Origin of the sequence: Paenibacillus sp. FSL F4-0087, assembly GCF_038020215.1 — a bacterium.
GTDB classification, from domain to species: Bacteria; Bacillota; Bacilli; order Paenibacillales; family Paenibacillaceae; genus Paenibacillus; species Paenibacillus taichungensis.
The window spans coordinates 3,732,137-3,756,542 of sequence record NZ_JBBODJ010000001.1; the positions used below are offsets into that span (position 1 = coordinate 3,732,137).

Here is a 24,406-nt window from a genome sequence, read left to right on the forward strand (position 1 = left end):
GATGGATGGAGGAGTAGCATGAAAACCATGACAAGAGGAGAGTTAGCCAAACGTACGGGTGTGAGCATGGCAACGCTCCGGTATTACGAGGACAGTGGAATTCTGCCTGCTCCCCGTCGTTCGTCCAACGGATATCGTGTGTATACCGAGGATTATCTGGTTAAGGTCAAATTCATTAAGGATGCTCAATCACTGGGTTATTCCTTAAAGGAAATACAGGATACGTTGCAACTGCTCAGCCAGGAGGACATGGAGAGTGAAGCACTAAAAACACTTGTACGTGATCGAATTGAAGAGATTCAGCTGCATATCGATAACCTGCAGCGGATGCAGACACTTCTTGCCGGGTTGCTTCTGACGCCAGAGCATGATATTCACAATTACATTGAATCTTTCCGAATCAACAAGGAAGATGGAAATTCATAAGATAACCCTTAAGCCAATAAACACCTTCGAAGATCATCTCTGACGCGTTTGGCGTGAGAAATATCTTTGAAGGTGTCTTTATGCTTCCGGCTATTTATAAAGATTCAAGCAATTCAAAACAGGCCTACTTCGCGCAGGAAATGGTGCACAATTTCCGTCTGATACTTGATCCGGTCTGATCGGTTCAGACTCCAGCAGGTCTCCACGGTAACGGAGCGGGCTTGAAGCAGGCGAGCTGCGGCTGTTCGTGCTGAACCGGGCAACTCATGCTGCTTCAGATTGAAGTGCCTGTCACGAATGGGAATCGACCGATTCATTCGTCCTATAATTCGTTTGCATACCGGAACAGCCTTGCTGCCTGGATTGGTAATCAAGGTTTGTCCCAGTACCCGTGAGCTGCGTTGGGATAATCCATTGGCTTCATGCAGGTCCAGCCACCAGGCAGGCCCATATTGACTGGCAAGTTGAAAGACAGCCGAAGCAAGCGGATGTTTGGCTTTGCCAGAAATATGCCGCGGGAAGGTGCGATTTAAATCAGGTTTTCCTCGGCTTTTGTTACGATAAGCCTTCTGATTCACTCGTGGAATAATAATGAGGAGTCCGCGAACCACGTGTCGACGCCCGGCCATGCAGTCATTAGCCAGCTTCTGCGCAGCGGCCATGCTCGCGGTTTCATTTCCATGAACTCCCGATGTAATCATGATGACGGGTCCGGGATTCGTGCCTCGAACGAGGTAATAGGGAGTGGCGTGTGCACTGGATGCAGCAAGTGTGTGTTTGGTAACAAGCATGACACTTCACCTCCGCTATTACAGTACGTCATGTCCTTCCCGCATGTAACGGCATTTGAACAGGCCCTCATCCAGTTCTGAATAAAATAGGCCAGTCAGTCAGTACACTCGATGAATAATATCCTCGAAATCCGGTTCCTTCATCTCGACATCCTCAATCTCGCCCCATTGTTCGAGCTGCTTCAGAATGTCCATCGTGCTCCACTCTTTTCGATTTACCTCCACAGTGACGATCTGGTTCTCTGCCCCTGTGATCTGAATGGCGGATGATATAGCGTCCGGGATGTGATACGAACCTCGATACGTAACTCGAATAAGTGTTGGCAGACCGATGGTGTCGCGCAGAGAGGGGATGGAGCCGTCATACGTAAGTTGACCGTGATTGATCACCATCACCCGATTGCATAGTTGCTCAATGTCGTCCATGTCATGGGTGGTCAGCAGAATCGTTTTGCCAAACTCTTCATTTAACGTACGAAGAAATTGACGAATGTTCCGCTTTGCGTTCACATCCAGTCCAATCGTCGGTTCGTCGAGAAAAAGCAATTCCGGGTCATGCAGCATGGAAGCTGCCAAATCAGCACGCATCCGCTGTCCAAGCGAGAGCTTACGGACAGGCGTAGCCCAGAACGATTCCAGATCCAGCAGCTCGGCGAACTGGGCTAATCGTTTCGTTTTGTCCTCGGCACGGACTCCGTACATCTCGGCCAAAATATCATACGAATCCTTCACGGGCAGATCCCACCAGAGTTGGCTGCGCTGTCCGAACACGACACCGAGGCGTCCAACCGTGCGACGTCTTTCCTGGTGTGGATTCATACCACCGAGCAGCACCTCACCCGAGGTCGGATGAAGGATACCCGTCAGCATTTTGATCGTGGTGGATTTGCCAGCCCCATTGGGGCCGATATATCCAACAAATTCTCCTTTGCCAATATCAAAGCTAATGTCTCGAACCGCTTCCTTGGACAGATACTCACGTGAAAACAAGGTGCGAAGCCCGGAAAACCGGCCCTCGCGTACCACAGGGGTTTTGAACTCCTTTTGCAGATGCCGCGCTGTAATCATAGTCATGACGATATTCTCCTCCTTAGCTACCTGTACTTTGATATTTGGTTAAACCAAATTTCCAGAAACGCAGACTTGCGGCCAGACTCAGGACGGCCACAATGACAATGGCACCAAGAACCCATGCACCTAGTTCGCCGCGAAGCAAATAGAGTGACGGAACATAGTTGACGAAACCCACCGGGATTACGGTCAGTAGAATGCCAGACATCCATTTGGGATACAACGTCAGCGGATATTGGGCAGCCGTACGCGCCGCATCCTCGGTGATGGTTTGCAATTCCTCAATGCGTGTGGTCCAAAATCCAAGCGTTGCCGTGGCAAGCCCAATCGAAAAAAGAATGATGGCACCGGTCAAGATGACGAGCAGTGAGAAGGGGATGACAGTCCAGCTGATCTGTCCGCTATGCATCATGCCTGCCAGAGACCAACAGAGAATAAACCCGCCTTGTAACACTTCACCAGCCATGATGCGGAAGTTTTGTGGCAGTAAGGCATGCAATACGGGCATAGGACGGGTTAACAGTTGATCGAGTTCGCCGCCGACCAGATATTTTTCCAAATGATGTACTTCGTTGCCAAACGTTCGATATAACGTCTTGGACAGGGTCATGATCGCGAAGAGGTAACCAATCTCATGAAGGGACCAGCCTTTAATGGCTCCGAATTTGTGCAGCACCAGAGCAACCATCAGAAACTCGGAGATTTGAATCAATGCGGCCAGAACGGAGGCCATGACGAAATTGAACTTGTATTGCATCCGACTGCGGATGCTTGTTCGAATGAGCATTTTATATAAAGTGAACCAGGAAATTGTTTTCATCCGCCCTGCACCTCCACTTTACGGCGCAGTACCTGGGTGATCGCCAGACAGACGAATGTCATGAGGACGCACCAAATCAAGGTTCCCCATAGTAAGGAGCCATTTTCATAACCCAGATAGATTCGGGTCGGGACATAGAGCAGGAAAGGATAGGGAGATAACCAAGCAATTCGTTCCAACCAGTCTGGCAGCCATTCCAGCGGAATGAAGAAACCAGCGAGCAGATTCATCATGGCGTGATTGCCCCAATGCAGCCAGGAGGACTCCGTAGTCCACATCGCGGTGGCGCCAATAATGTAATTCATACAGATGGATAAATAGGATGCGCCGGCAAGACCAATTGCGGCAAATAACAGGGTTGAAGCTTCTGAGGGCCATTGCAGAGAAAATACGATGGAGAAAAGTAGGTAAATTGGAATGCTTTTGTACACGAACTGGTAGGCAATCTGCCCCCATTCACGTGCCATCAGGTGGGTGAACAGATGAACCGGCCTCATGAGATCAAGCGCGATCTGCCCTGTCCTGACCGTGAGTGGAATACCAAGTCCATTGGTGAGAAAACCCGAGATCCAGAGAGAGGATTGCGTAAATGCAATGTAACTGATCATCCCCTGTGTCCCGTATTCTCCGAGAGAATGATCGGCCCCGATGCCAATCCAGAGACAGGCATACATGTAGCCGAACATGGCGCTTGCCAGGTTATGTACCATGTGGGCCCCGCGGTATTGCAGGTTCCGGGAGTAGGCTTTGGAAGCCAGAGTGAAATAAAGCATGTGACACCTCCGATAAGTTGGTTGAACGGCGGTTCCGTTCACTTCAGTCAAGGCGAAAAAGAGAGAAGGACAACAGCATACCAATATATTCCTTCACAGGCAAGACATTTTTTTGGCATATACCGGAAGAAAAGAGGCTGTTCAACAATGCGCCACAAGACAGTGGTTTGTCCGTTCCTTTATAATTGGGGAGCAAAGACGCAAACGTTTACAATATGAACTATTCAAATTTTAAATAATCCGCCGGGCATGTGCCTGACGATTGAGGATACAGCTTCAACAATCCGGCAAGAGAGAAGGTTGGAATGAGGAAAATTGCATGGGTCACGGACAGTACGAGCACACTCGATCCGCTATTTGCTGAGCAGAATCATGTGTACATCGTACCGCTGCGCATCGTTTTTGGAGAGGAATGTTATCGGGAGACAGAAGACATCTCGTCGGAATTGTTCTATGAGAAACTGGATGGGGCTTCACGCGCAAGCAGTTCACAGCCGCCGATTGGTGAATTTATTGAACTGTATGAGTCGTTGAAGGACCAGTACGATGAGATCATTACCATTCATTGCTCCACTGCGCTTAGCGGTACGCTACACACATCAATGCAGGCTGCCGAGATCGCAGGTGTGACGGTTACCGCCATCGATTCCAGAGCAGGCGCTTATCCGCTGCGGGAGATGATTTTGCAAGGACTGGAATGGCAGAAGCAAGGCCATACAGCTGCCGAGATCAAACTTCACATCGAACAGATGATAGATAACATGTCCTTTTACCTCATTCCGGCCAGTCTTCAGCATCTTCACCGCAGTGGACGTGTGTCGGGAACCCAGCTTATTCTTAGCCAATTGTTGAAAATTCATCTGCTGCTTCGATTCGAAGAGGGCAAAGTGGTTGTGAATGAGAAAATTCGTACGTTCAAACGGGCCAAACAGCGTATGCTGGATGTGCTCAAGGTGGATATGGGGAAAGTGAAGCATGTATGCATCATGCATGCAAACAATCAGGAAGAAGCCGTTACAATCAAACAGCAGATTGCTGATCTGCTTCCCCGCCTGAAGACGGAAATTATGCCTTTTATACCTGTGGTAGGAATTCATGCAGGTGCGGGAACGATTGGGCTGTGCTGGATACGAAGCGAGACGGTATAAGGTTGTAAATGAGACCTGGCAGGAGGTTCACTTTGAAACATGAAGTGGCGATCCTGTCGGGTTTTTCGTATTTCATTGCCAATTGATGCAAACTGTGAGGTAATAAAGGAAAACGTTCATGTTGGAGGGAATAGCGTGTCAAGTTATCGCTTGCTGCTTGTTGAAGATGATCGCTCAATTAGTGAAATGGTCGGTCCTTATTTGGAAAAAGAGGGCTATGACGTCTCTTATGCATATGACGGACTGGAGGCGGAACATCAATTCAGCCAATCACCGTTAGAATATGACTTGGTCATTCTCGACCTGATGCTGCCACACAAAAATGGGATGGAAGTGCTCCAGACCATCCGTGCTACCAGTCTGGTGCCAGTGCTCATCCTGTCTGCTAAGGACGGAGAGGTGGACAAGGCCCTCGGCCTGGGATTTGGCGCTGATGATTACTTGAGCAAACCATTCTCGCTGATCGAGCTGACCGCTCGGATCAAGGCGGCTATTCGTCGTGCCAACTATACCGCACAGCCTGCAACGGAAACTACTCCAAAGCCACAGCGCATTCACATTGGCGGACTTGTGGTTGATACGGAAACGTATGAGGTCGAGCGTGATGGCATACCTGTAAAGCTTACTTCCAAGGAATTTGGTATTCTCAAAATGTTTGTCACCCACCCTGGCAAAGTATTTACCAAGGCTCAAATCTACGCTTCTGTCTGGAATGATCATTATTATGGCGACGAAAATATCATTAATGTTCATATGCGTCGTCTGCGCGAGAAGCTGGAAGTTGATCCCTCCAACCCCCGGTATATTAAAACATTGTGGGGTATCGGTTATAAGCTGGAGGTGGACCCTGCGTGACGTTGATCTTTACCTTTTCTACCGGGATATTGGCCCTTATCGTCATTCTATTAAGCATAAGGCTGCATAAACGTAGTACACATCTAACTTACATACATGAGAAATTGACCTCTATTATAGATAAGAACACATTTGAACGCCTGCTCGTCTTCAACAGTGACCCCCAGATAAGCCAGCTCCTTAAGGACATGAATCAGTTACTGGATCATGCTCATCGGGCTGAGGCGGGTTATGCCAATCAGGAGAAGGAGATGCGCAACATGCTCTCCAATATCTCACATGATCTGAAGACGCCACTTACGGTTGTGCTTGGTTATAGTGAAACGCTGCTGCATAGCAATTCACTAACCGATCAGGAACGTGTGATCATGACCGGCAAAATCCAGGATAAGGCGCAGGAAGTGCTGCGTCTGATTCATTCCTTTTTTGATCTGGCGAAGCTGGAGTCGGGGGATAGCGAGCTTGCTCTGACCAGAGTTAATGTAAGCGAATTGTGTCGATTGAAGATGATCTCTTTTTATGACATGTTAACGAATCTGGGGCTGCAAGTGGAGCTATCCATTCCGGAAAGTGATGTCTTCGTGAAAGGCAATGAGGAAGCGCTGGACCGTGTGCTGGATAATCTAATCACAAATGCTATGAAATATGGAGCAGATGGCAAGGTACTTGGCCTTTCACTGGAGTATTCAATAGGGGAACAGGTGACACTTAACATCTGGGATCGGGGCAAGGGCATTCCTGAACAGGAGCACAGCCGTGTATTTGAACGTATGTATACGCTGGAGGATTCTCGTAATCGTCTCTATCAAGGCAGTGGTCTGGGTCTGACCATTACGAAGCGGCTGGTGGAGCGGATGGGCGGAAGTATTGAGTTGCATAGCGTACCTTTTGTACGAACTGTATTTTCGGTTTCTCTGAAACCTTGTTAGGTGCATTTTGTAGTTTTCACGATAAGCTTAAGGTTTTTGTAAGATTTGATTAATAAAAAAGAAGACTTTTCTCTTTACAATACAGATATAAGAACCCGTCAGGGACGAACGTAAAGGAGAATATGAACATGACCTATATTGCGCGGACGATAGGTGTGACCAAGACGTATGCAGGGGCAGAGGTTGTATCAAACGTCAATATGAGTATCAAGCAAGGGGAGATCTACGGGTTTCTTGGTCCGAATGGAGCGGGGAAAACAACAATGATGAAGATGCTCACCAATCTCGTGAAGCCGACTATAGGTGAGATTGAATTGTTCGGAGAAAAGCTCACGCCTACTTCCTATGAATTGCTGAAACGAATGGGCAGCATCATTGAATATCCTTTTTTTTACGATAATTTGTCCGCCAAGGAAAATCTGGATCTCCATTGTGAATACATGGGGTTTCATAACAAGAAGGTCATTAACGACATGATGGAAAGTGTAGGTCTCAAGGACACAGGCAAGAAGCCTGTTCGTGACTTCTCTCTGGGAATGAAACAGCGTCTGGGCATCGCTCGTGCGCTGATCACAACACCGGAACTGCTCATTCTGGATGAACCGATCAACGGGCTCGATCCCGTAGGCATCAAGGAGATGCGCGATTTGTTCAAACGTCTCAGCTCCCAGTATCGCATTACCTTGTTGATCTCCAGCCATATCCTCGGGGAAATCGAACAGGTTGCAGACACCGTCGGGGTCATACGAAATGGGCGTCTGGTTGAAGAAGTATCGATGGACAGCATTCGTGGGAGCCACAGCGAGTATATTGAGCTGCAAACGTTGGACCCGCGTAAAGCGACCTATGTAATGGAACATCAGCTGGGGTTGAAAAATTATAAAATGATCGATGACCATACCGTACGTATCTATGATCCGGGCATTGCTCCATCGGAATTGACAAGCAAGCTGATCGGGCATGGCGTTGAGATTGAATCCATTTTCAAACGAGCTCATTCATTGGAAGAACACTTCATGAGCTTAATGAAAGGGGATGGGGACGTTGCTTAAACTGATCCAGCTGGAACTGCGCAAACATCGGTTTGCCCGAAATTTCAGAACGGCAGGTATCGCCAATCTCGCCCTAATCCTGTTTCTCATCATGATTGGATTCACCGATCAGGGGGCTGAAGATTACGCTTTTGCCGATTACCACGTCTCCTTCATGTTAATAGATACGTTTGCCAGAGCCGTGTTTATTATCTTTGGCGGTGCGCTGATAGCGAAACTGATTATTAGTGAGTATCGAAATAAAACGATGAACGTCATGTTTACCTATCCAATCAAGCGCCAGAAAATTATTGCTGCCAAACTCATCATTGTCTTTGTGTTTACCTTTGTAATGATTTTGTTTACCGATCTACTGATGGGAGCCTTGCTGGTTATCACAAACCAATTCTACTCCTTCATTCCCGACACCTTGACGATGAGTGATGCACTGGTACTGCTGCTGAAGTACACGATTAGTTCCTTGTCCGCTGCGGCCATGGCTCTGATCCCTCTATTCTTCGGAATGCGCAAACATTCGGTCACGACCACACTGGTATCATCCATTCTGCTTGTACTTGTGGTGTGTTCAGGATTCAACGGGCCTACGTTCTCCATCAACACACTTATCGTGATTCCATTAACACTGGGGGCAATCGGACTGTGGATTGCTTCGCTGTCCATGATTCGTCTGGAGACAAAAGATGTGAACTGATTCCTTTGGAAACCATACTCCGTATGGCTTCACATGCCATTGACATCTGCTCGTACAAGGGATAGGATAATGTCAACTGAAGGACGAAGGAGAATGCAACTACCATGACGATTCCAAAAACATTAACAATCGCTGGTTCGGATACGAGCGGCGGTGCTGGGATTCAAGCAGATTTGAAAACTTTTCAGGAGCTTGGTGTGTATGGCATGACTGTGCTGACTACTGTTGTGGCTATGGAGCCTGATACGTGGGATCACCAGGTCTTCCCTGTGGAATTAAATGTAGTCGAGGCTCAACTGCGCACCGTTCTGGATGGTATCGGCTTTGATGCAATGAAGACGGGTATGCTGGGTTCTGTAGACATCATTGAATTGGTTGCGAAGCACATCCGCCGGAGCGGACTGCCACAGATCGTTATCGATCCGGTAATGGTCTGCAAAGGTACGGACGAAGTGCTGCAACCTGAGAATACAGAAGCAATGATCGAATTCCTTTTGCCGGGTGCTGATCTGGTTACCCCGAATCTGTTTGAAGCATCGCAGCTCGCGAAAAGTGGACTGATCCGCTCCAAGGAGCAGATGGAAGCTGCAGCAGCTGTCATTCATGATCATGGGGCGAAACATGTCCTGATCAAGGACAGAGGCGTTATTAACCCGGGCAAAGCAATGGATCTTCTCTATGACGGAACGAACTACGAATGGTTTGAAGCCGATGTTGTTGGCTCCGGATATACACATGGTGCAGGCTGCACCACATCTGCGGCAATTACCGCAGGTTTGGCGCGCGGTCTTACTGTGAAAGAGGCTGTTCGTGAAGGTAAAGCCTTCGTGACCAAAGCGATTGCTGGCGGATTCCCGCTGAACCGCTTTGTTGGCCCAACGTTACATGTAGCACACCGACTGGAGAATCAACGCTAAGCGGTGCGCACATGTAGTGTGTAATCGCGGAGAAAAACGTGGTCTCAGCCGGAAGTAGCTGTCAATGAGCAGATGATTGCTCGTTGACGGCTTCTTTTTTGTGCGAAAACGTATGGAATTTAGTAACTTTTGGTATATATTAATCGTATATAAGATGGAGTTCATTCCAGAACATGGCTGGACACACGGACGACACACGGAATCGTTATGTTAACAACAGAATGCTAAAAGGAGAGTCGGCCATGGTCAGAACAGTGCTTCTGGTGGAAGATGAAAGCCGCATTCGTGAGATTGTGGCCGATTATTTCATAAAAGAACAATGGAACGTTATTGAAGCAGAACATGGGGTAGAGGCGCTGGAATTGCTGGCACTGCATGAAGTGGATCTGGTCATCCTGGATGTGCTGATGCCGGAAATGGATGGATGGACCCTCTGTGGGCATATTCGTTCCCAGTCGACCGTACCTATTATAATGCTGACTGCCCGATCGGAAGATGATGACAAGATTCATGGCTTCCAGCTCGGCGTGGATGATTATGTTACGAAGCCATTCAGTCCTCGTGTACTGGTGGCACGTGCAGAGACATTAATGAAGCGAGTAGAGGGTGCCGTTAGCAAGGAGCAGAGTGTAATTCGGTTTGGGTGTGCCACACTTGATCCCTGGGCGCGGCGGCTTGAGAAGGATGGAATCGAAGTGGAGCTTGCTCCCAAAGAATATGACCTGCTGCTGTATTTAACTCGCAATCAGGGAATTGTACTGTCCCGTGATGCCATCCTTAATCGGGTATGGGGGTATGATTTTGAGGGTGATTCGCGTGTGGTGGATACCCATATCAAAAAGCTTCGCAGCAAACTTGGGGATGAAGCCAAGTGTATCCGAACGGTTATCGGTACCGGATATCGATTCGAGGCCGAGGCATGAGACGTAACGGTGTAACGATGAAACTGTTTCTGGTCATGGCTGGATTTCTGCTTCTTCTATATGGAACAACCGTGATTGCCCAACTGGTCTGGTTCCCGGACTTTTACCAACATCAGAAGATCAGCAGCATTAAGAAAAAATTGACGAAATTCGAACAACAATATTCCACTGGACATTGGAACGATGTGCAGCTGGCCAAGGAAACCGGGAAGTTCATGCGGCAGAATCAGTCGCATCTGGTCATCCTGACGAATACAGGTAAGCTGGTTAATGACCCATTCCACATCGTGCTTTTGCAAGAGGATGGCAAGCAGGTAAATATATCGCTGTCGTTGTTTATCAACAGTGAGAACGCAGGATGGCTTGCTTCACACTTGAAGTATGGTCAGCAATTGACCGTTACAGGTTCGGCAAGTGGAATGAATGATCCTATGGTTTATCCGCTGAAGATAAAGGATCAGAGCTCCGTAGTCAGCGGAACGGAAGATTTTCAGGAGTTAACGGAGCCGGTAGAAGAATGGTCAGGAACATTGAAGGATGTTGTTCTTCCCAACCTGGGGACATGGAGTCAGAGACAGGGTCTGCTCGTGCAGGCGCTGGATAGCCGCTTCCCACTATCTACGGAAGACCAGCTTAGTCTCGCCAATGGGAAAATGATTAATGAGGAATGGACCGATAGCTGGAGTGGTGTACGAAATGTGCTTACCATTGCTCCGGTGCACAGCTCGGGACCTCAGCAGCAACTCATTTTTTCCCTGACGTCCCTGCAGGAGATGAGGGAGGCGAGTGAAGCTACACAACTATTTTATGCGTATTTTGGTATTGCTGCATTTGTGCTGATTGTGTTCCTTTCACTGCTTCTGTCCCGAATTGTCACCAAGCCGTTGCTTGCCCTGAACCATGTTGCCAAAAAGATGTCGACCCTTGATTTCACTGTGAAATCGCCCATCCGCCGCAATGACGAGATTGGCAGTCTGTCCAATAGTCTCAACGCGCTGTCCACGACATTGGGTCAGACTTTGGAAGAACTAAGGCAGGCGAACAGTCAGATGCGCACTGATATGGAGATGAAGCAGCGAATTGAACAGCGTCAGCGAGAGTTTTTTGCCGATGCATCCCATGAACTCAAAACACCTATCAGCATCATCAAAGGGTATTCCGAAGGGTTAAAAGATGGAGTCAGTGAGAGCAAACGTGAGCGTTACATCGAGATCATTGCCGATGAAGCGGTCAAGATGGAAACGATGGTTGAAGAGATGCTGGATCTGGTACGGTTGGAATCCCAAGCGATTAAGCTGAACACCGATGCAGTGGCTCTTGGAGATATGATTGAAGATATTGCCGGACGTCTGGGTCCACAACTGAAGGAAAAGGAACTGGAAGTCGTTTTGGTCTCCACCACCGAACAGACCGTTGAGGGAGACCGCAGCAAGTTGGAGCAAGTCATCTATAATATGATGATGAATGCTATACGACATGCTGTCCCTAAGACTGATATTATGATTGAGATCAGCAGGCCGGAAGGGCAGGTTCGAATCTCCATCGAGAATCAGGGTGAGCAGATCTCGGAAGCGGAGCGGCAGTACATCTGGGAAAGATTCTACCGCGTGGAACGCTCGCGTAATCGCAAAATGGGGGGGACCGGGCTTGGCCTGGCCATCGCGAAGCAGATTCTCGATTTGCATGGATGCAGTTATGGTGTGGAGAACACGCCGGACGGAGTCCGTTTTTATATTATTTTTCCTAATGCTTAGTACGAAGGGGAGTCAAGTCTATGAAATCTTTACCGTCCATTCTAACGTTGGGCAACTTAACTTCAGGCATGTTGGCTGTCATTATGGCTATTCATGGCGAGTTTGCGCTAGCCGTGACGATGATCTGGGTAGCCATGTTCTTTGATCTGTTTGACGGGTTTGCAGCACGCAAGCTGCATTGTGAGGGGGAATTCGGCAAAGCGCTGGATTCACTGGCTGATGTTGTTTCGTTCGGCACCGCACCCGTGTTGATCTTATATTTGAACTCCATGAATGAGGTAAGTGCACTGGGTATGGCGCTGACAGCATTATTCCCGGTTTGTGGTGCATTGCGTCTCGCCCGTTACAATTGCCAGAAGACAGCAAGCCATGGTTTTGTGGGTATGCCGATTACGTTTGCAGGCGGTCTTATGTCCTTTTTCGCGCTCTGGAGTCCTTATTTTACTCATGGTGTAGCCTATCTTGTCATTATCGTATTATCCGGTCTAATGGTTAGCCAAATCCGATTCCCGTCTCTAAAACAAGTGCTAGCCCCCCATGAGAAGGATATTGTGGAACCGAAATAAGGAGCGAGTCAGTATGGAATTTGCAAGAGAATTTATTGGTCAATATGGTTATTTCGCAATTTACGGACTGCTGGCTCTTGGCGTGATTGGCATGCCTATTCCGGATGAGGTGATGATGACCTTTGTCGGTTATCTCGCCTCCATCTCGGTGCTGAATTATTCGGTGTCCATCGTTGTCAGTTTTGGTGGAGCGTTTACTGGAGGTCTTCTGAGTTACACCATTGGCAAGAAGGCCGGCCGACCACTGGTTGAGAAGTACGGTAAATGGGTGGGGGTCAACGCCAAGCGGCTGGGCAGGGTGGAGTCCTGGTTTTTGAAATACGGGTACTGGTCCATTATACTAGGCTACTTTATTCCAGGTATTCGTCATCTGATGTGCTGCTTCTCCGGAATCAGCCGCATGGCAATAGGACGATACGTCCTTGTCTCCAGCATTGGCGCGTTTATATGGTGTGTTGTCTTTATATCGATCGGTTTTTACGTAGGTGTGTTAACTTAAAATGGGACAGCCTGTTATGAACAGGCGAGGATAAAGACCTTTTGCATGTGAAGGGGTCTTTTTTGTTTGTGTATTAATTTTAAATAATCCTGAACTGCAACGAACGATAGTCTAGCCTGCCTCAGCGAGCTTGAATACACGAGTACGGTTCTGACTGAAAGAACTTTGCAAGAGTGTGTAACGAGAGTATATGCATAAGCCTAAGTGCCTTTCAAAAGTAACCTTTTAGATTGCATCAATACTAACGAACTGGAATGCGCTTATTTATGCGATTAGGATACTTTTTAAATTCTAACGAATCCTATCATCCTTATTTCCATAAAAAGTTTGATATATGGCTGTAATTGAATCAATTTCGCAGAAATAAGGTGGCTTGGATTCGTTAAATGATGGAGATGATGAATTCTGGTGGAATAGAGTGTCTCAGGTTCGTAAGGCATACGATCGATATCGTTGTCTACCACCCACAACGTGCAGCATATGCTGCTCAACCAGCCTATGCAGAATTCTGCGAGAATGTTGATCGGTTATTCGCAAATGGACTGCTAGTTCGGAAGGGGTAAAGGGACGCAAGAGACGTCTGGCATAACGGATACACTCCGCTTCAAGCCAATTTAAAGATGCGGGGGTATCCGTGGTAACGAATTTCCCCATAAAGGAAAGTACCAGCTGTTGGCAGCGTTTGGGTTCTTCCTTTATTGACAGATAGGCTATAGGCAAAAATGTCCAATCATCAAGTGTTAGCAAACAATGCCGCCAACAGAGATCCTTAAAGCGCCGCACATCGAGATCACGGGCGTGGGGCCCATATCCTTGTATCTCTATACCTCCCTTAACTCCGTTACCTGGCAAATAAGCCAGATCAAGATATCGATAGCCGTTATGAAAATCCCGAACCTCCCATTCTGGTTGCAAATGGTTGAAGTTCCTGACAACGGGAAACCAAACCGAACGTAGAAATTCCAAAGTACCATGCTCGAGTCCATTTTCTATTCTTGAACGCACTCTAAGGTTCGTTTCCTTCTCCAGAAGTGAGTGTATCCATTCTTCATATGCCTGTTCAAATCCATTGCTCATCGTAATTATTTCCTCCTTATGTTCGTCGAACGAATATTATAAAAAGCAAAAAGCCGCTCTGAACATTTCCGACCTTCTTAATCGAAGGTGAAAAATGTATCAAAGCGGCGTGTGCTTCACGACCTAGGTTTAATATTTAAGAACAAGTATAACGTTAATGACCGAATAAATTCAACACTCTAAAAATTGACTCATCGATACAGCTCATGAATATCTTTTAATGCACATTAATATCCCTATTTCATGTGGTACTTCAGTTCTGGTTATAAGGTATAATTCCAACATCTTACTGAGGAACAATATGGGGTACTGTGAACTATATTGTACAGCATCAGTACCTACATCTAATACTTACATCTGCATTAATAACTCGTACCCCGATTTTTATTTACCCGCTTAGATGGGATTCCTCAATGCCTTTTTCAACACGAGTTTCCCCTTTTTTGCGTGCAAAGGTGATTTTGAGTAACGGTGGCGTTACCAGCGTTGTAACGATAACCATGATAACCACACTGGTGAAATACTCAGCGTCGAGCAATCCGGAAGCAAGTCCGGTGGAAGCAATAATAAGAGCAACTTCACCCCGGGAAATCATGCCTGCTCCAATGGCGAGAGAAGATGAGCGATCAAATCCGGTCAGACGCGCACCTGCTCCTCCGCCCAGAAGCTTGGTTACAATAGCAATCAGACTGATAACGATAATGAACCAGATTTGTGAACCCACGCCGTCAAAAGTCACGTTCAAACCGATGCTTACAAAGAATACTGGAACAAAAATCCCGTACGCGATCGGTTCAAGTTTCGTTTCGACCTCATGTTTGAAGTTCGTTTGTGAGATGGCGATACCTGCTGCAAAAGCCCCGATAATGCCTGCAACACCCATCCATTCCGCAAAGTACGAAAAGCCAAAACAGATGATTAAACCGGCTGTAATAACGGTCTCCGTGACCTTCAGTGGTGCCATCCACTTCATAATGCGAGGAACAAGGAACCAGCTGGCAGCGATAATAACAACAAAGAATAGCAGCTTCTTGCCAATGAGCAGAGGGATTGAAGTATCAGTTGCCCCTGTTCCGAGCAAACTCATCATGACTGCGAGGATGACCACAACCAGTACATCATCGACGACAGCGGCTCCAAGAATCGTTGTACCCTCACGAGAGCTGAGCTGATTCATATCTTTGAGCGTTTGAACCGAGATGCTGACCGAAGTGGCACAGAACAATAGTCCAAAGAACAAAGCGTGTGTCTGCGACATGCCGAACGCAGCGGCAGCGCCATAACCTCCGATGAATGGCAGAATGATACCACCCACGGCAACCGCAAAGGCTGCCTTCCAATTTTTCTTCAATTGCTCCAGGTCCGTTTCGAGCCCAGCAATGAACATGAGTAGTAATACCCCAATTTCGGCCATATAGTGGATGAAATCATCCGGTTGAACCCAGCCGAGCAGGGCAGGTCCAAGAATAACACCGACGATCAATTTACCCAATACGGATGGCTGACCGAGTCTTACCGATAAATCCCCAGCCAACTTGGTAAAAATCAAAATAAGTGCAAGAACCAAAATAAATTCCATAGGTGTACTCCTCTCCAGCAGTAGCGTTTATAGGATTACCAGTCCAAGGGGGGATCATTCCAGGCCTAGAAACAGAAAAAGGCATAAAACGGCGTATGTCAGCGTGCCGCTTTATGCCTTAAAAAAAGACAAGGAGGGCCCTTGGTGACAGGCTCCTCCAGTTCAACGCGTATGTGATTAATTGCATTAATTATACCATGAATACAGGATGGGGTAAACCAGTGATGGTGGGCTTTTAATGAAAATGGCCTGAAAGGGGCACTTTAAAGGTACCTGACGAGGCTTTTTGTTCAGAGTGTTGTCACTTAACAGTCGAGAAATGGCAAGATATAATGAGATAGAACATAGAAGTTAGGATATGAGGAGGATTTTTCATTGGGCAAACAGGACAAAGGGGACCCGAACATTCAATCCAATCAGATTGCCCCGACCAGTAATAAAAATTTTGCAGGTCTCATTATTACCATTTCCATTATCGCCAATGTCATTATTTTATTGTTGTTCTTTGCACCGTCCATCGGATACAAAGGCGATGTAGCCTTTGACATTACAGTGTTGCCGCGGTTTAACGCCGTGTTCAACAGCTTCACCTTTATCTTCCTGCTTGCGGCCTTGATTGCCATTATCAAGCGGAATGTGAAATTGCACAAACGTTTCATCCTTGCTGCATTTTCAACGACCCTTTTATTTCTCGTTACGTATTTGTCGTTCCACTATTTGTCTCCGGAAACGTCCAAATACGGTGGAGAAGGCATTATTCGTTCCATATATTTCTTCATTCTGATCACACACAGCATTCTGGCAGCGATTATTGTGCCGCTTGCTTTGTTCACTCTGGTATGGGGCTGGACGAATCAATTGAAGAAACACCGTAAAATTGCTCGCTGGACGATGCCAATCTGGCTCTACGTGAGTTCCACGGGTGTAGTTGTATATCTGATGATGGCACCGTACTATTAATAATTTCACATATCATGGGCATATCCGGCTCGCCTTGCGGGTAATGGTTTCATGGAAGGAGGATTCACGCTTATGTACAGAGTCGTATTGATTCGCCATGGACAGAGTATGTGGAACGTGGAGAACCGTTTTACCGGTTGGACGGATGTGGATCTGACGACCGATGGTTACGGAGAAGCGCGTAAAGCGGGAAAGATCCTGAAGGAACAGGGTTTTGATTTTGACTACGCTTATGCTTCGGTACTTAAACGCTCCATTCGAACACTGGATATTGCACTTGATGAGATGGACCGGATGTGGATTCCGATCACGAAGACGTGGAAGCTGAACGAACGTCATTATGGTGCACTGCAAGGACTGAACAAACAGCAGACTGCGCTGAAGTACGGTGAGGAGCAGGTGAAGGAGTGGAGACGCTCCGTTAGCGTATCTCCTCCTGCACTGGACGAAACTGACGAGCGTTATGTTCAGGATCAGGACAAGTATGAGCGACTGGGCTGCACCATCCCGCGTACCGAGAATTTGATGGAAACATCGAAGCGGGTGCTGGAGTATTGGAATGCAGAGATCAAACCGGTTGTGTCAGCGGGCAAAAGGGTACTTATCTCCGCGCACGGCAATACGCTCCGTTCACTCGTCATGCATCTGGACCAAATGTCCGAAGCAGACGTAATGGCGCTTAATATCCCGACAGGCATTCCACTGGTCTATGAACTGGATGAAGATCTGCATCCGATCGGGCATTTCTACCTGACTGCGGATGGATCCACGTACAAACATGAGGAAATGACTCATGTCGCACCGCCGTCCGATTGACCGGACGATTGTTATGACCAAATAGGTTATACAGTAGTAACGATGATTTCGACTTATACTTATACTGCACGTTAGAAGATGGCTCCTGAATTCTCAGGTGGCCATCTTTTTAAGTTATAATAGCCATTCTCTAATTTTAGCGATTGCATCTGACGTTTCGTTTTTCTCCTAGAGGGTAATCTCAAGCAAGACACGATGTACATTAATCCTGAAGGAGGAACAACATATGTCTAAAAAAAGTGGAATTATTGTAACAGCCATTGGAGCAGGCGTGACTTACTTGATGAGGAACAAACAAGCAAGGGATAAGCTGTTCAGTACGGTGTCAGGACTGATGAAAAATTCAGGTTCATCTTCAAAACCGTCTTATGGAAGCAAAAAAGGTTCACGTGTGATTTAAAATAGATTTTGATATAGGAGTCAATTAGCATGAGGAAGCCCGGAGCTGGTATGGTCCCGGGTTTTTGTATGCGCTCATATGTTACATGCGATTTTTGCCAGCAAGAATGATACAATGGAAACTTGCAGAACGTATGGAAGGGGATGTACAACATATGAAGAAAAATCGTCTGGGTTCATCCGAACTCATGGTAGGTGAAGTTGGCCTAGGCTGCATGTCGCTTGGAACCGAAGTGAAACCTGCCGTAGCCTTGATTCATGAAGCATTGGATCGTGGCGTTAATCTTCTGGATACCGCTGACCTGTATGATGCAGGATTAAACGAAGAAATCGTGGGCCAGGCTATCCAGGGACGCCGGGATCAGGTCATTGTGGCGACCAAGGTTGGTAATCGTCGCATACCAGGAAAAGAAGGCTGGTCATGGGACCCGTCCAAAGCCTATATCAAACAAGCTGTACGAGACAGCCTGAAACGGCTGCAGACGGATTATATTGATCTATATCAGCTGCATGGTGGCACTCTGGATGATCCAATCGAAGAGACGATCGAAGCCTTTGAGGAACTGAAGCAGGAAGGTCTTATTCGGTATTACGGCATATCCTCCATCCGGCCTAACGTGATTCGTGAATATGTGCAGAGAGCTTCCATTGTCAGCGTGATGAATCAATACAGCGTTGCGGATCGCCGAGCCGAAGAGGAAGTATTACCTTTATTAGAGCAAAAGGGGATTAGCGTTATCGCTCGTGGACCCGTGGCAAGTGGTGTTCTCGCCGATTCTGGTGCTGCCAAGGCAGATAAGGGTTATTTGGATTATACTCCTGAGGAGTTGCACATCATACGAGAAGGCCTGAGCCGGTTGGTTACAGACAATCGCAGCATGGCTCAAACGGCCATTCGTTATGCTTTGGCACATCCCGCTGTTGCGGCTGTCGTGCCAGGTGCCAGTTCGAGAGAGCAGTTGTTGCATAATATTGCTGCTTCGGAATCTGTACCACTTACGGCTGCGGAGATTAACGAAATACGGGAGCTAAGTCCCGCCAATCTCTACAAGCAGCACCGTTAAACGTTGGTAGCCTATTTTCAATTGTAACTATACGAGGTACAATGAAGGTCAACCATAAAGAATCAATTAAGGGAGAGAAGACATATGGAAAGAATTCAAAGTGAACAACAATATCGCGATACAATCAATTCTGACGGGCTGACCGTCATTAAATTTGATACAACCTGGTGTCCGGATTGCAAAAACCTGGATCGCTTTATCGGGGACGTGATCGACCAGCATGCGGATAAAACCTTCTATGCTCTCGATGCAGAAGAGTTCCTGCCGTTTGCGGAAGAGAACGGTGTACGCGGTATTCCAAGCCTGCTCGTATTCCAGAACGGCAAGAAAATTGCGCATCTGCACAGCAAATGGGCAAAAACGCCTGCTCAAATCTCGGAGTACCTGCAGACTTTGGAGTCCAAGGTATAACCATAATCAGTTCGTTTAGATCGCAGTAGTTATATGGAACGCCTCCTATCGCTGATAGGGGGTGTTTATGTTATCTGGACGAGGGGGTAGGTGTGGTTCACAAATGAAATCGTTTGTTGATGAGGTTGTGCAAATTAAAAATGGCAGCCTAGTTCCGAAGGGAACAGGTTGCCATTGGCTTTATTGTTACAGGACTTGAAGATAGGGTTACATCATTAAAATGATAAAGAATACGGCTGCCAGCACGAAGCGATAGACTGCAAAGACGGTCAGACTCAGTTTTTTCAAAATGGATAGGAACGTCTTAATGGCAAGCATGGCTACGATAAATGCGGCAATGAATCCAATCGCGAAGATCGGGAAATCGCTGGTATTTAGATGATCGATACTTTTGTATAGATCATATCCTGTGGCTCCAATCATAATCGGCACAGAGACCAGGAATGTAAATTCTGCTGCAGCAACCCGGCTTACCCCTGCGAACAGACCGCCCGAGATCGTCGAACCGGAACGGGAGAAGCCTGGCCATAATGCGAGAATCTGAAAAAGACCCACTACAAATGCCTGTTTATACGTAATATCGTCTACATCATGGGTTGTAATGCGTTCGCTGCGGTGGCTCCAACGTTCAGCGACAATCATCAGAATACCACCAATAACAAGACTGTACAGCACCGTTTGTGCTCCAAACAGATGCGCCTTGATCCAATCCCGGAATACAAGTCCAATGACCACGGCTGGAACCATCGCCAAAAAGATATGTATGAGGTTCAGGCGGGAGGTGTAACTCCTTTTGCCTCCGGTGAAGCGGAACATATCAATGAATTTGTTCCAGTACAGCACAACGACAGCTAGTACAGCTCCGAGTTGCACAACCACCTCAAACGTTTTGACTGACTCGTTGTCCTCCGATAATCCCAGCAAGTGGGCAGTCAGAATCATGTGTCCGGTCGAGGACACGGGCAAAAACTCAGTCAAACCTTCGATGATGCCCATAATAATCGATGATATAAAGTCCAATTCTCTTCCTCCTTGAAATGCAGATGACAGCATATAGGCTGTCCTGCGTGACAATGCCCGCTCATTAGAACAAGGCTATCATCTATTATGATCACAAATGCGCTCAACTTCAACTTATGCTCGTAATGAATTGTTTAAAACCATATTGACAAAAACCTAGTTATCCAATAGGATATACATTAACTGACTGACTGATCAATCGGGAGGATAGGCAAATGTCCAAAAACAATCATTTGGAACCCGGAGAAGAACGCCGGGACCAAATTATACGCATAGCGATGGAACGTTTTGCGACCCAGGGCTACCATCAGACGAAAATTTCCGATATCGTCCGGGAAGCGGGCGTCGCGCAAGGCACTTTTTACTGGCACTTTAAAAGTAAGGAGGCCATTGCCTCGGAGATTGTGTTAACCGGCAGGGAGAAGTTGCTTGAAGCGATTGGACAAGGCTACCGCAAGGATGCCGGATCGGTTGAGGATATGGTAAGAGCTTCGGAACGACTGTTTACCGACTTATTCTCCTTTGCAGAGGACAATCGTTATTTTATGGAGTTGTTGCTTAAAGGTATCGTGTCGGAGGATTCGGTACGCCGTCTGGTCGAGGAGACACGGGGGGCAGTAGAACAGGCGTTTCGCCACAACATGCAACGGGCCATTGAGCTGGGCATGCTGCCGGATTCCATGAATGTACCGCTCCGTGCTGCGCTCCTGGTTAGCATGATTGAAGGCATGATTACGCGCTGGCTGTTTGGTTCGGAGCAGCTTCACAGCGAGTTCTCATCAATGTCAGCAACGACATTAGCTGCGGAGGCGGCAAGCTTTGAATTTTACGGACTGCTCGGCACATAAAGGTGTGCTGGCCCTGGAGCTTTATTTTCAACAACTGGATTAATTATTCACATGATTAAGCCAGCAGCAGGGAATAATGGGTACAACTGCGGTTTAGGAAGACAGGAAAAAGAAGTTTCAACAAGACATGACTACATGGATGAGAGGAAGTTAATGACATGAATAAAACATATGGAATGAAATCTCGCAAAGGCTGGACTTTAACAGCCCTGCTGCTAATGACGGTGCTGGTGCTCAGCGCTTGTGGCAGTAAAGCTACGGACAATGGAAGCAGCAATGGAGCACAGGCGAACAATGAACTCGAGCAGATCAAGTCTGCTGGCGTCATCAAAGTGGGTATGATGGGCACGTACGCTCCATACAACTTCCTGAACGATAAGAAAGAAATGGACGGCTACGATGCAGATATCGCACGTGAGGTTGCGAAGCGTCTTGGGGTTAAGGTTGAATTTGTATCCCAGGAGTTCTCCGGCCTGACACCAAGTCTGCAAGCCAAAAAGCTGGATGCCATTATCAGCCAGATGACGATTACCGATGATCGCAAGAAAGTACTTGATTTCAGTGATCCGTATATTACGAACGATGTGAAAATCATTGTCAAAAGTGATAAAAATGACATTACCAAGCTGGAAGATTTCAAAGGTAAAACGATTGGTGTAGGCCTCGGTACCAATGATGAAACTTATCTGCGTAACGAAGTGCTACCTAAAGTCGGCAATTTCACTATCAAGACCTATGACGATGTTATCACATCATTGAAAGATCTGGACGCTGGACGGATCGATGCAACGATCAACAACCTGTACGCGCTGAAACCGATTGTAGATGCTAACGGCTTCAACATCAAAGCCGTAGGTGAACCTATCAAGAGTGATCAGGCAGGTATTGCTGTGCGCAAAGACAATCCAGAACTCGTAGCAGCACTCAATGACGCTCTCAAAAGCATGAAAGATGATGGTACGTATAATACCATCTTCAAAAAATGGTTTGGTGAAGAGCCTGCGCAATAATGAACCTGCAAGGCGAAGGGAAGTTTGATCTATGGAACTGGTATTTGAGAATATCCCCTTCTTTCTGAAGGGGGCTTACTATACGCTGTATGTAACTGTGATCTCCATGTTTTTTGCCTTTATTATCGGAGTACTAGTCGCTATCGCTCGTCTGAAGGGGCCTATGTGGCTTAGGTTGATCGCAAGGTTTTATGTATCCATCATGCGGGGAACCCCGCTGCTGGTGCAATTATTCGTTATTTATTTTGGGTTGGTTGATTATGGCGTAACTTTAGGCTCCCTAACGGCAGCTTGTCTAGGGCTTAGTCTTAATGCGGGTGCATTTCTGTCCGAAACGTTCCGCGGAGCAATTCAAGCTGTACCAAAAGGGCAGACGGAGGCCGCATATGCTACAGGCATGACACCGGCTCAAACGATGAGAAGGATTATATTCCCCCAAGCGGTGCGTATCGCGATCCCTCCAATGGGCAATACGTTTATCGGCATGCTGAAAGAAACATCACTTGTGGCAGCCCTAGGGGTTACGGAGTTGCTTCGCTCGGCACAGCTACTGGTCGCGCAATATTACGTTAATATGCCGTTTTATCTGGCGATTGGCGTGATCTATTGGATCATGAGTATCGGATTCTCGGCCATTCTGGAACAAGTGGAGCGCCGGCTGGCCCGGGCTTACTGATAGGAGGGGAGAACCGGTGATTACAACTACAGGATTGACCAAACGTTTTGGGGAAAATGAAGTTCTCACAAATATAGATCTGCATGTCGATGCGAAAGATATTGTTGTTCTGCTGGGACCCAGTGGATCAGGCAAAAGTACGCTGCTGCGCTGTCTGAACGGCTTGGAGGAACTCTCTGGCGGCAAGATTGAAGTAAATGGTGTTGTAGTAGACAGTACCGACTCGCAGCGAATCCAGCGGGCACGGGTACTTGAAATCCGTCGGCAGACTGGCATGGTATTCCAGCAGTTCAATCTGTATCCGCACAAGACGGTGCTTGGCAATGTGATGGAAGGGCTCGTGACTGTGAAAAAAATCAAGCGGGATGAAGCGGCCGAACGTGGCCGGATTCTGCTGGATCGAGTAGGCCTATCGGACAAGCAGGATGCATATCCATCCCGTTTGTCTGGTGGACAGCAACAGCGCGTAGCAATTGCCCGCGCACTGGCCATGGAGCCTGAAGTGATGCTGTTTGACGAGCCTACCTCAGCCCTTGATCCTGAACTGGTGGGCGAAGTGCTCTCCGTTATGAAGGAGTTGGCACAGGAAGGCATGACGATGCTGGTCGTTACACATGAGTTGAAGTTTGCCCGGAATGTGGCTAACAAAATTGTCTTTATGGCGGATGGATCGATTGTGGAAGAAGCAAGTCCACAGGCCTTTTTTGAACACCCGACCCAAGAGCGGACACGCCGTTTCTTGCAGCAAATTACTGAATTCTAAGAAAGAAGGATAACATCATGAATGTAACAACGGTATGGAAAGGCAAACGCGCGTTTACTTCCGAAGGACCCTCTGGCTACGCAGTTGGCATGGATGCCACAGCAGCTTATGGTGGTGACAGCAAGGGTGCTACACCCATGGAATTGTTACTGGCAGGTCTCGGAGGTTGTATGGGGATCGATATCACGATGATTCTGGATGCTTTCCTGGACAAAATTACAGGCATTGAGATTGAAGCACAGGGTACACGCAGTGAAGGTATGCCGAAAGGTTTTACGGCCATTGACCTGATCTTCAAGGTAGACGGTGATATCCCGGATTACCGGATCTGGAAAGCCATCCAAATGGCTGAAGAAAAGTATTGTGCAGTTTCCGCTTCACTTAGCGCAGATATTCATCCCAAGCTAATTCTGAATGGGGTAGACACACCACGTCCATAACGGCATATGGATAACTCCTAGTTAATTTATATAAAAGTATATACTGAAGAGGCGCTTCCAGGTATGGGAGTGCCTTTTTTTGAAGCCCTCTTGCAGGGCTTTTGCTGTTATGTGGTATGATGAATTGG

General features: G+C 47.3%; 28 protein-coding genes. 21 read left to right on the forward strand and 7 right to left on the reverse strand.

All coding sequences use genetic code 11. The annotated features are described in order from the left end of the window. Window positions 1–18: 18 nt before the first annotated feature. Window positions 19–426 carry a MerR family transcriptional regulator gene (locus tag MHB84_RS17180; RefSeq protein WP_076291198.1) on the forward strand — a complete coding sequence of 136 codons (408 nt, stop codon included), beginning with the start codon at window positions 19–21 and terminating at the stop codon, window positions 424–426. Window positions 427–539: 113 nt separating this feature from the next. Here the strand turns inward: MHB84_RS17180 and MHB84_RS17185 are convergent, their stop codons facing one another. The 4 genes from MHB84_RS17185 to MHB84_RS17200 form a co-directional block, all read right to left on the reverse strand. Next, window positions 540–1,217: a succinylglutamate desuccinylase/aspartoacylase domain-containing protein gene (locus tag MHB84_RS17185; RefSeq protein WP_076291199.1), complete on the reverse strand. Its 678-nt coding sequence runs from the start codon at window positions 1,215–1,217 to the stop codon at window positions 540–542. 99 nt (window positions 1,218–1,316) lie between these two features. After that, the gene (locus tag MHB84_RS17190; protein ID WP_076291288.1) at window positions 1,317–2,285 is read right to left on the reverse strand and encodes an ABC transporter ATP-binding protein; all 969 of its coding nucleotides are present in this window, start codon (window positions 2,283–2,285) and stop codon (window positions 1,317–1,319) included. Between the two features lie 22 nt (window positions 2,286–2,307). Then, on the reverse strand, window positions 2,308–3,108 hold the full coding sequence (locus MHB84_RS17195) for an ABC transporter permease (protein WP_076291200.1): 801 nt from the start codon (window positions 3,106–3,108) through the stop codon (window positions 2,308–2,310). Beyond that, complete coding sequence (locus tag MHB84_RS17200) at window positions 3,105–3,881, reverse strand: ABC transporter permease (protein WP_024631448.1); 777 nt, start codon at window positions 3,879–3,881, stop codon at window positions 3,105–3,107. Before MHB84_RS17200 ends, MHB84_RS17195 begins: the two co-directional genes overlap by 4 nt. 305 nt (window positions 3,882–4,186) lie before the next feature. Between MHB84_RS17200 and MHB84_RS17205 the strand changes: the two genes are divergently transcribed. The 10 genes from MHB84_RS17205 to MHB84_RS17250 all read left to right on the forward strand — a co-directional run bounded on the left by MHB84_RS17205 (window position 4,187) and on the right by MHB84_RS17250 (window position 13,215). After that, complete coding sequence (locus tag MHB84_RS17205) at window positions 4,187–5,029, forward strand: DegV family protein (protein WP_076291201.1); 843 nt, start codon at window positions 4,187–4,189, stop codon at window positions 5,027–5,029. A gap of 135 nt (window positions 5,030–5,164) precedes the next feature. Further along, window positions 5,165–5,884, forward strand: coding sequence for a response regulator transcription factor (locus MHB84_RS17210; protein ID WP_076291289.1), 720 nt, complete (start codon window positions 5,165–5,167; stop codon window positions 5,882–5,884). Next, a complete protein-coding gene (locus tag MHB84_RS17215) occupies window positions 5,881–6,813 on the forward strand; it encodes a sensor histidine kinase (protein WP_375165358.1) in 933 nt (310 codons plus the stop codon). The genes MHB84_RS17210 and MHB84_RS17215 overlap by 4 nt, the downstream gene beginning before the upstream one ends. 128 nt (window positions 6,814–6,941) lie before the next feature. Further along, window positions 6,942–7,865, forward strand: coding sequence for an ABC transporter ATP-binding protein (locus tag MHB84_RS17220; protein WP_076291202.1), 924 nt, complete (start codon window positions 6,942–6,944; stop codon window positions 7,863–7,865). Then, window positions 7,858–8,556 carry an ABC transporter permease gene (locus MHB84_RS17225; RefSeq protein ID WP_076291203.1) on the forward strand — a complete coding sequence of 233 codons (699 nt, stop codon included), beginning with the start codon at window positions 7,858–7,860 and terminating at the stop codon, window positions 8,554–8,556. The genes MHB84_RS17220 and MHB84_RS17225 overlap by 8 nt, the downstream gene beginning before the upstream one ends. A 104-nt stretch (window positions 8,557–8,660) precedes the next feature. Next, window positions 8,661–9,473 (forward strand): bifunctional hydroxymethylpyrimidine kinase/phosphomethylpyrimidine kinase, encoded by an 813-nt coding sequence (gene thiD / locus MHB84_RS17230; protein WP_063567104.1) that lies wholly within the window; start codon window positions 8,661–8,663, stop codon window positions 9,471–9,473. A gap of 242 nt (window positions 9,474–9,715) precedes the next feature. Then, window positions 9,716–10,396 (forward strand): response regulator transcription factor, encoded by a 681-nt coding sequence (locus MHB84_RS17235; RefSeq protein WP_076291204.1) that lies wholly within the window; start codon window positions 9,716–9,718, stop codon window positions 10,394–10,396. Further along, window positions 10,345–12,150 (forward strand): sensor histidine kinase, encoded by a 1,806-nt coding sequence (locus MHB84_RS17240; protein WP_125477328.1) that lies wholly within the window; start codon window positions 10,345–10,347, stop codon window positions 12,148–12,150. The genes MHB84_RS17235 and MHB84_RS17240 overlap by 52 nt, the downstream gene beginning before the upstream one ends. 20 nt (window positions 12,151–12,170) lie before the next feature. Continuing rightward, window positions 12,171–12,716 (forward strand): CDP-diacylglycerol--serine O-phosphatidyltransferase, encoded by a 546-nt coding sequence (pssA, locus tag MHB84_RS17245; RefSeq protein WP_063566539.1) that lies wholly within the window; start codon window positions 12,171–12,173, stop codon window positions 12,714–12,716. Between the two features lie 13 nt (window positions 12,717–12,729). Then, window positions 12,730–13,215, forward strand: coding sequence for a DedA family protein (locus MHB84_RS17250; protein WP_053780148.1), 486 nt, complete (start codon window positions 12,730–12,732; stop codon window positions 13,213–13,215). Between the two features lie 423 nt (window positions 13,216–13,638). Here the strand turns inward: MHB84_RS17250 and MHB84_RS17255 are convergent, their stop codons facing one another. Both MHB84_RS17255 and MHB84_RS17260 read right to left on the reverse strand, forming a co-directional pair. After that, the gene (locus MHB84_RS17255; protein ID WP_076291206.1) at window positions 13,639–14,292 is read right to left on the reverse strand and encodes a transcriptional regulator; all 654 of its coding nucleotides are present in this window, start codon (window positions 14,290–14,292) and stop codon (window positions 13,639–13,641) included. A gap of 388 nt (window positions 14,293–14,680) precedes the next feature. Then, complete coding sequence (locus MHB84_RS17260; RefSeq protein WP_076291207.1) at window positions 14,681–15,871, reverse strand: cation:proton antiporter; 1,191 nt, start codon at window positions 15,869–15,871, stop codon at window positions 14,681–14,683. Window positions 15,872–16,246: 375 nt separating this feature from the next. On the opposite strand from MHB84_RS17260, the gene MHB84_RS17265 reads away from it, so the two are divergent. The 5 genes from MHB84_RS17265 to MHB84_RS17285 all read left to right on the forward strand — a co-directional run bounded on the left by MHB84_RS17265 (window position 16,247) and on the right by MHB84_RS17285 (window position 19,521). Continuing rightward, window positions 16,247–16,831: a DUF420 domain-containing protein gene (locus MHB84_RS17265; protein WP_170867957.1), complete on the forward strand. Its 585-nt coding sequence runs from the start codon at window positions 16,247–16,249 to the stop codon at window positions 16,829–16,831. A 72-nt stretch (window positions 16,832–16,903) separates the two neighbouring features. Further along, a complete protein-coding gene (gpmA, locus tag MHB84_RS17270) occupies window positions 16,904–17,647 on the forward strand; it encodes a 2,3-diphosphoglycerate-dependent phosphoglycerate mutase (protein ID WP_076291208.1) in 744 nt (247 codons plus the stop codon). 226 nt (window positions 17,648–17,873) lie between these two features. Continuing rightward, the gene (locus MHB84_RS17275) at window positions 17,874–18,047 is read left to right on the forward strand and encodes a hypothetical protein (RefSeq protein ID WP_175381661.1); all 174 of its coding nucleotides are present in this window, start codon (window positions 17,874–17,876) and stop codon (window positions 18,045–18,047) included. A gap of 154 nt (window positions 18,048–18,201) precedes the next feature. Further along, a complete protein-coding gene (locus MHB84_RS17280) occupies window positions 18,202–19,110 on the forward strand; it encodes an aldo/keto reductase (RefSeq protein WP_076291209.1) in 909 nt (302 codons plus the stop codon). 84 nt (window positions 19,111–19,194) lie between these two features. Continuing rightward, a complete protein-coding gene (locus tag MHB84_RS17285) occupies window positions 19,195–19,521 on the forward strand; it encodes a thioredoxin family protein (protein ID WP_024631432.1) in 327 nt (108 codons plus the stop codon). Between the two features lie 207 nt (window positions 19,522–19,728). On the opposite strand, the gene MHB84_RS17290 is transcribed toward MHB84_RS17285, so the two are convergent. Beyond that, window positions 19,729–20,517, reverse strand: coding sequence for an undecaprenyl-diphosphate phosphatase (locus MHB84_RS17290; protein WP_064641143.1), 789 nt, complete (start codon window positions 20,515–20,517; stop codon window positions 19,729–19,731). Between the two features lie 239 nt (window positions 20,518–20,756). Here MHB84_RS17290 and MHB84_RS17295 point away from each other — a divergent pair, with 239 nt between their 5' ends. From MHB84_RS17295 to MHB84_RS17315, 5 genes are all read left to right on the forward strand, one after another. Next, the gene (locus MHB84_RS17295; RefSeq protein WP_083679068.1) at window positions 20,757–21,389 is read left to right on the forward strand and encodes a TetR/AcrR family transcriptional regulator; all 633 of its coding nucleotides are present in this window, start codon (window positions 20,757–20,759) and stop codon (window positions 21,387–21,389) included. A gap of 176 nt (window positions 21,390–21,565) precedes the next feature. Beyond that, the gene (locus tag MHB84_RS17300; RefSeq protein ID WP_076291291.1) at window positions 21,566–22,399 is read left to right on the forward strand and encodes a substrate-binding periplasmic protein; all 834 of its coding nucleotides are present in this window, start codon (window positions 21,566–21,568) and stop codon (window positions 22,397–22,399) included. Between the two features lie 31 nt (window positions 22,400–22,430). Then, entirely contained in the window at window positions 22,431–23,075 is a 645-nt protein-coding gene (locus MHB84_RS17305) for an amino acid ABC transporter permease (RefSeq protein WP_076291212.1), read from the forward strand. A gap of 16 nt (window positions 23,076–23,091) precedes the next feature. Beyond that, window positions 23,092–23,838 carry an amino acid ABC transporter ATP-binding protein gene (locus MHB84_RS17310; RefSeq protein WP_076291213.1) on the forward strand — a complete coding sequence of 249 codons (747 nt, stop codon included), beginning with the start codon at window positions 23,092–23,094 and terminating at the stop codon, window positions 23,836–23,838. Between the two features lie 17 nt (window positions 23,839–23,855). Continuing rightward, window positions 23,856–24,278: an OsmC family protein gene (locus tag MHB84_RS17315; RefSeq protein ID WP_053780142.1), complete on the forward strand. Its 423-nt coding sequence runs from the start codon at window positions 23,856–23,858 to the stop codon at window positions 24,276–24,278. Window positions 24,279–24,406: the final 128 nt, after the last annotated feature.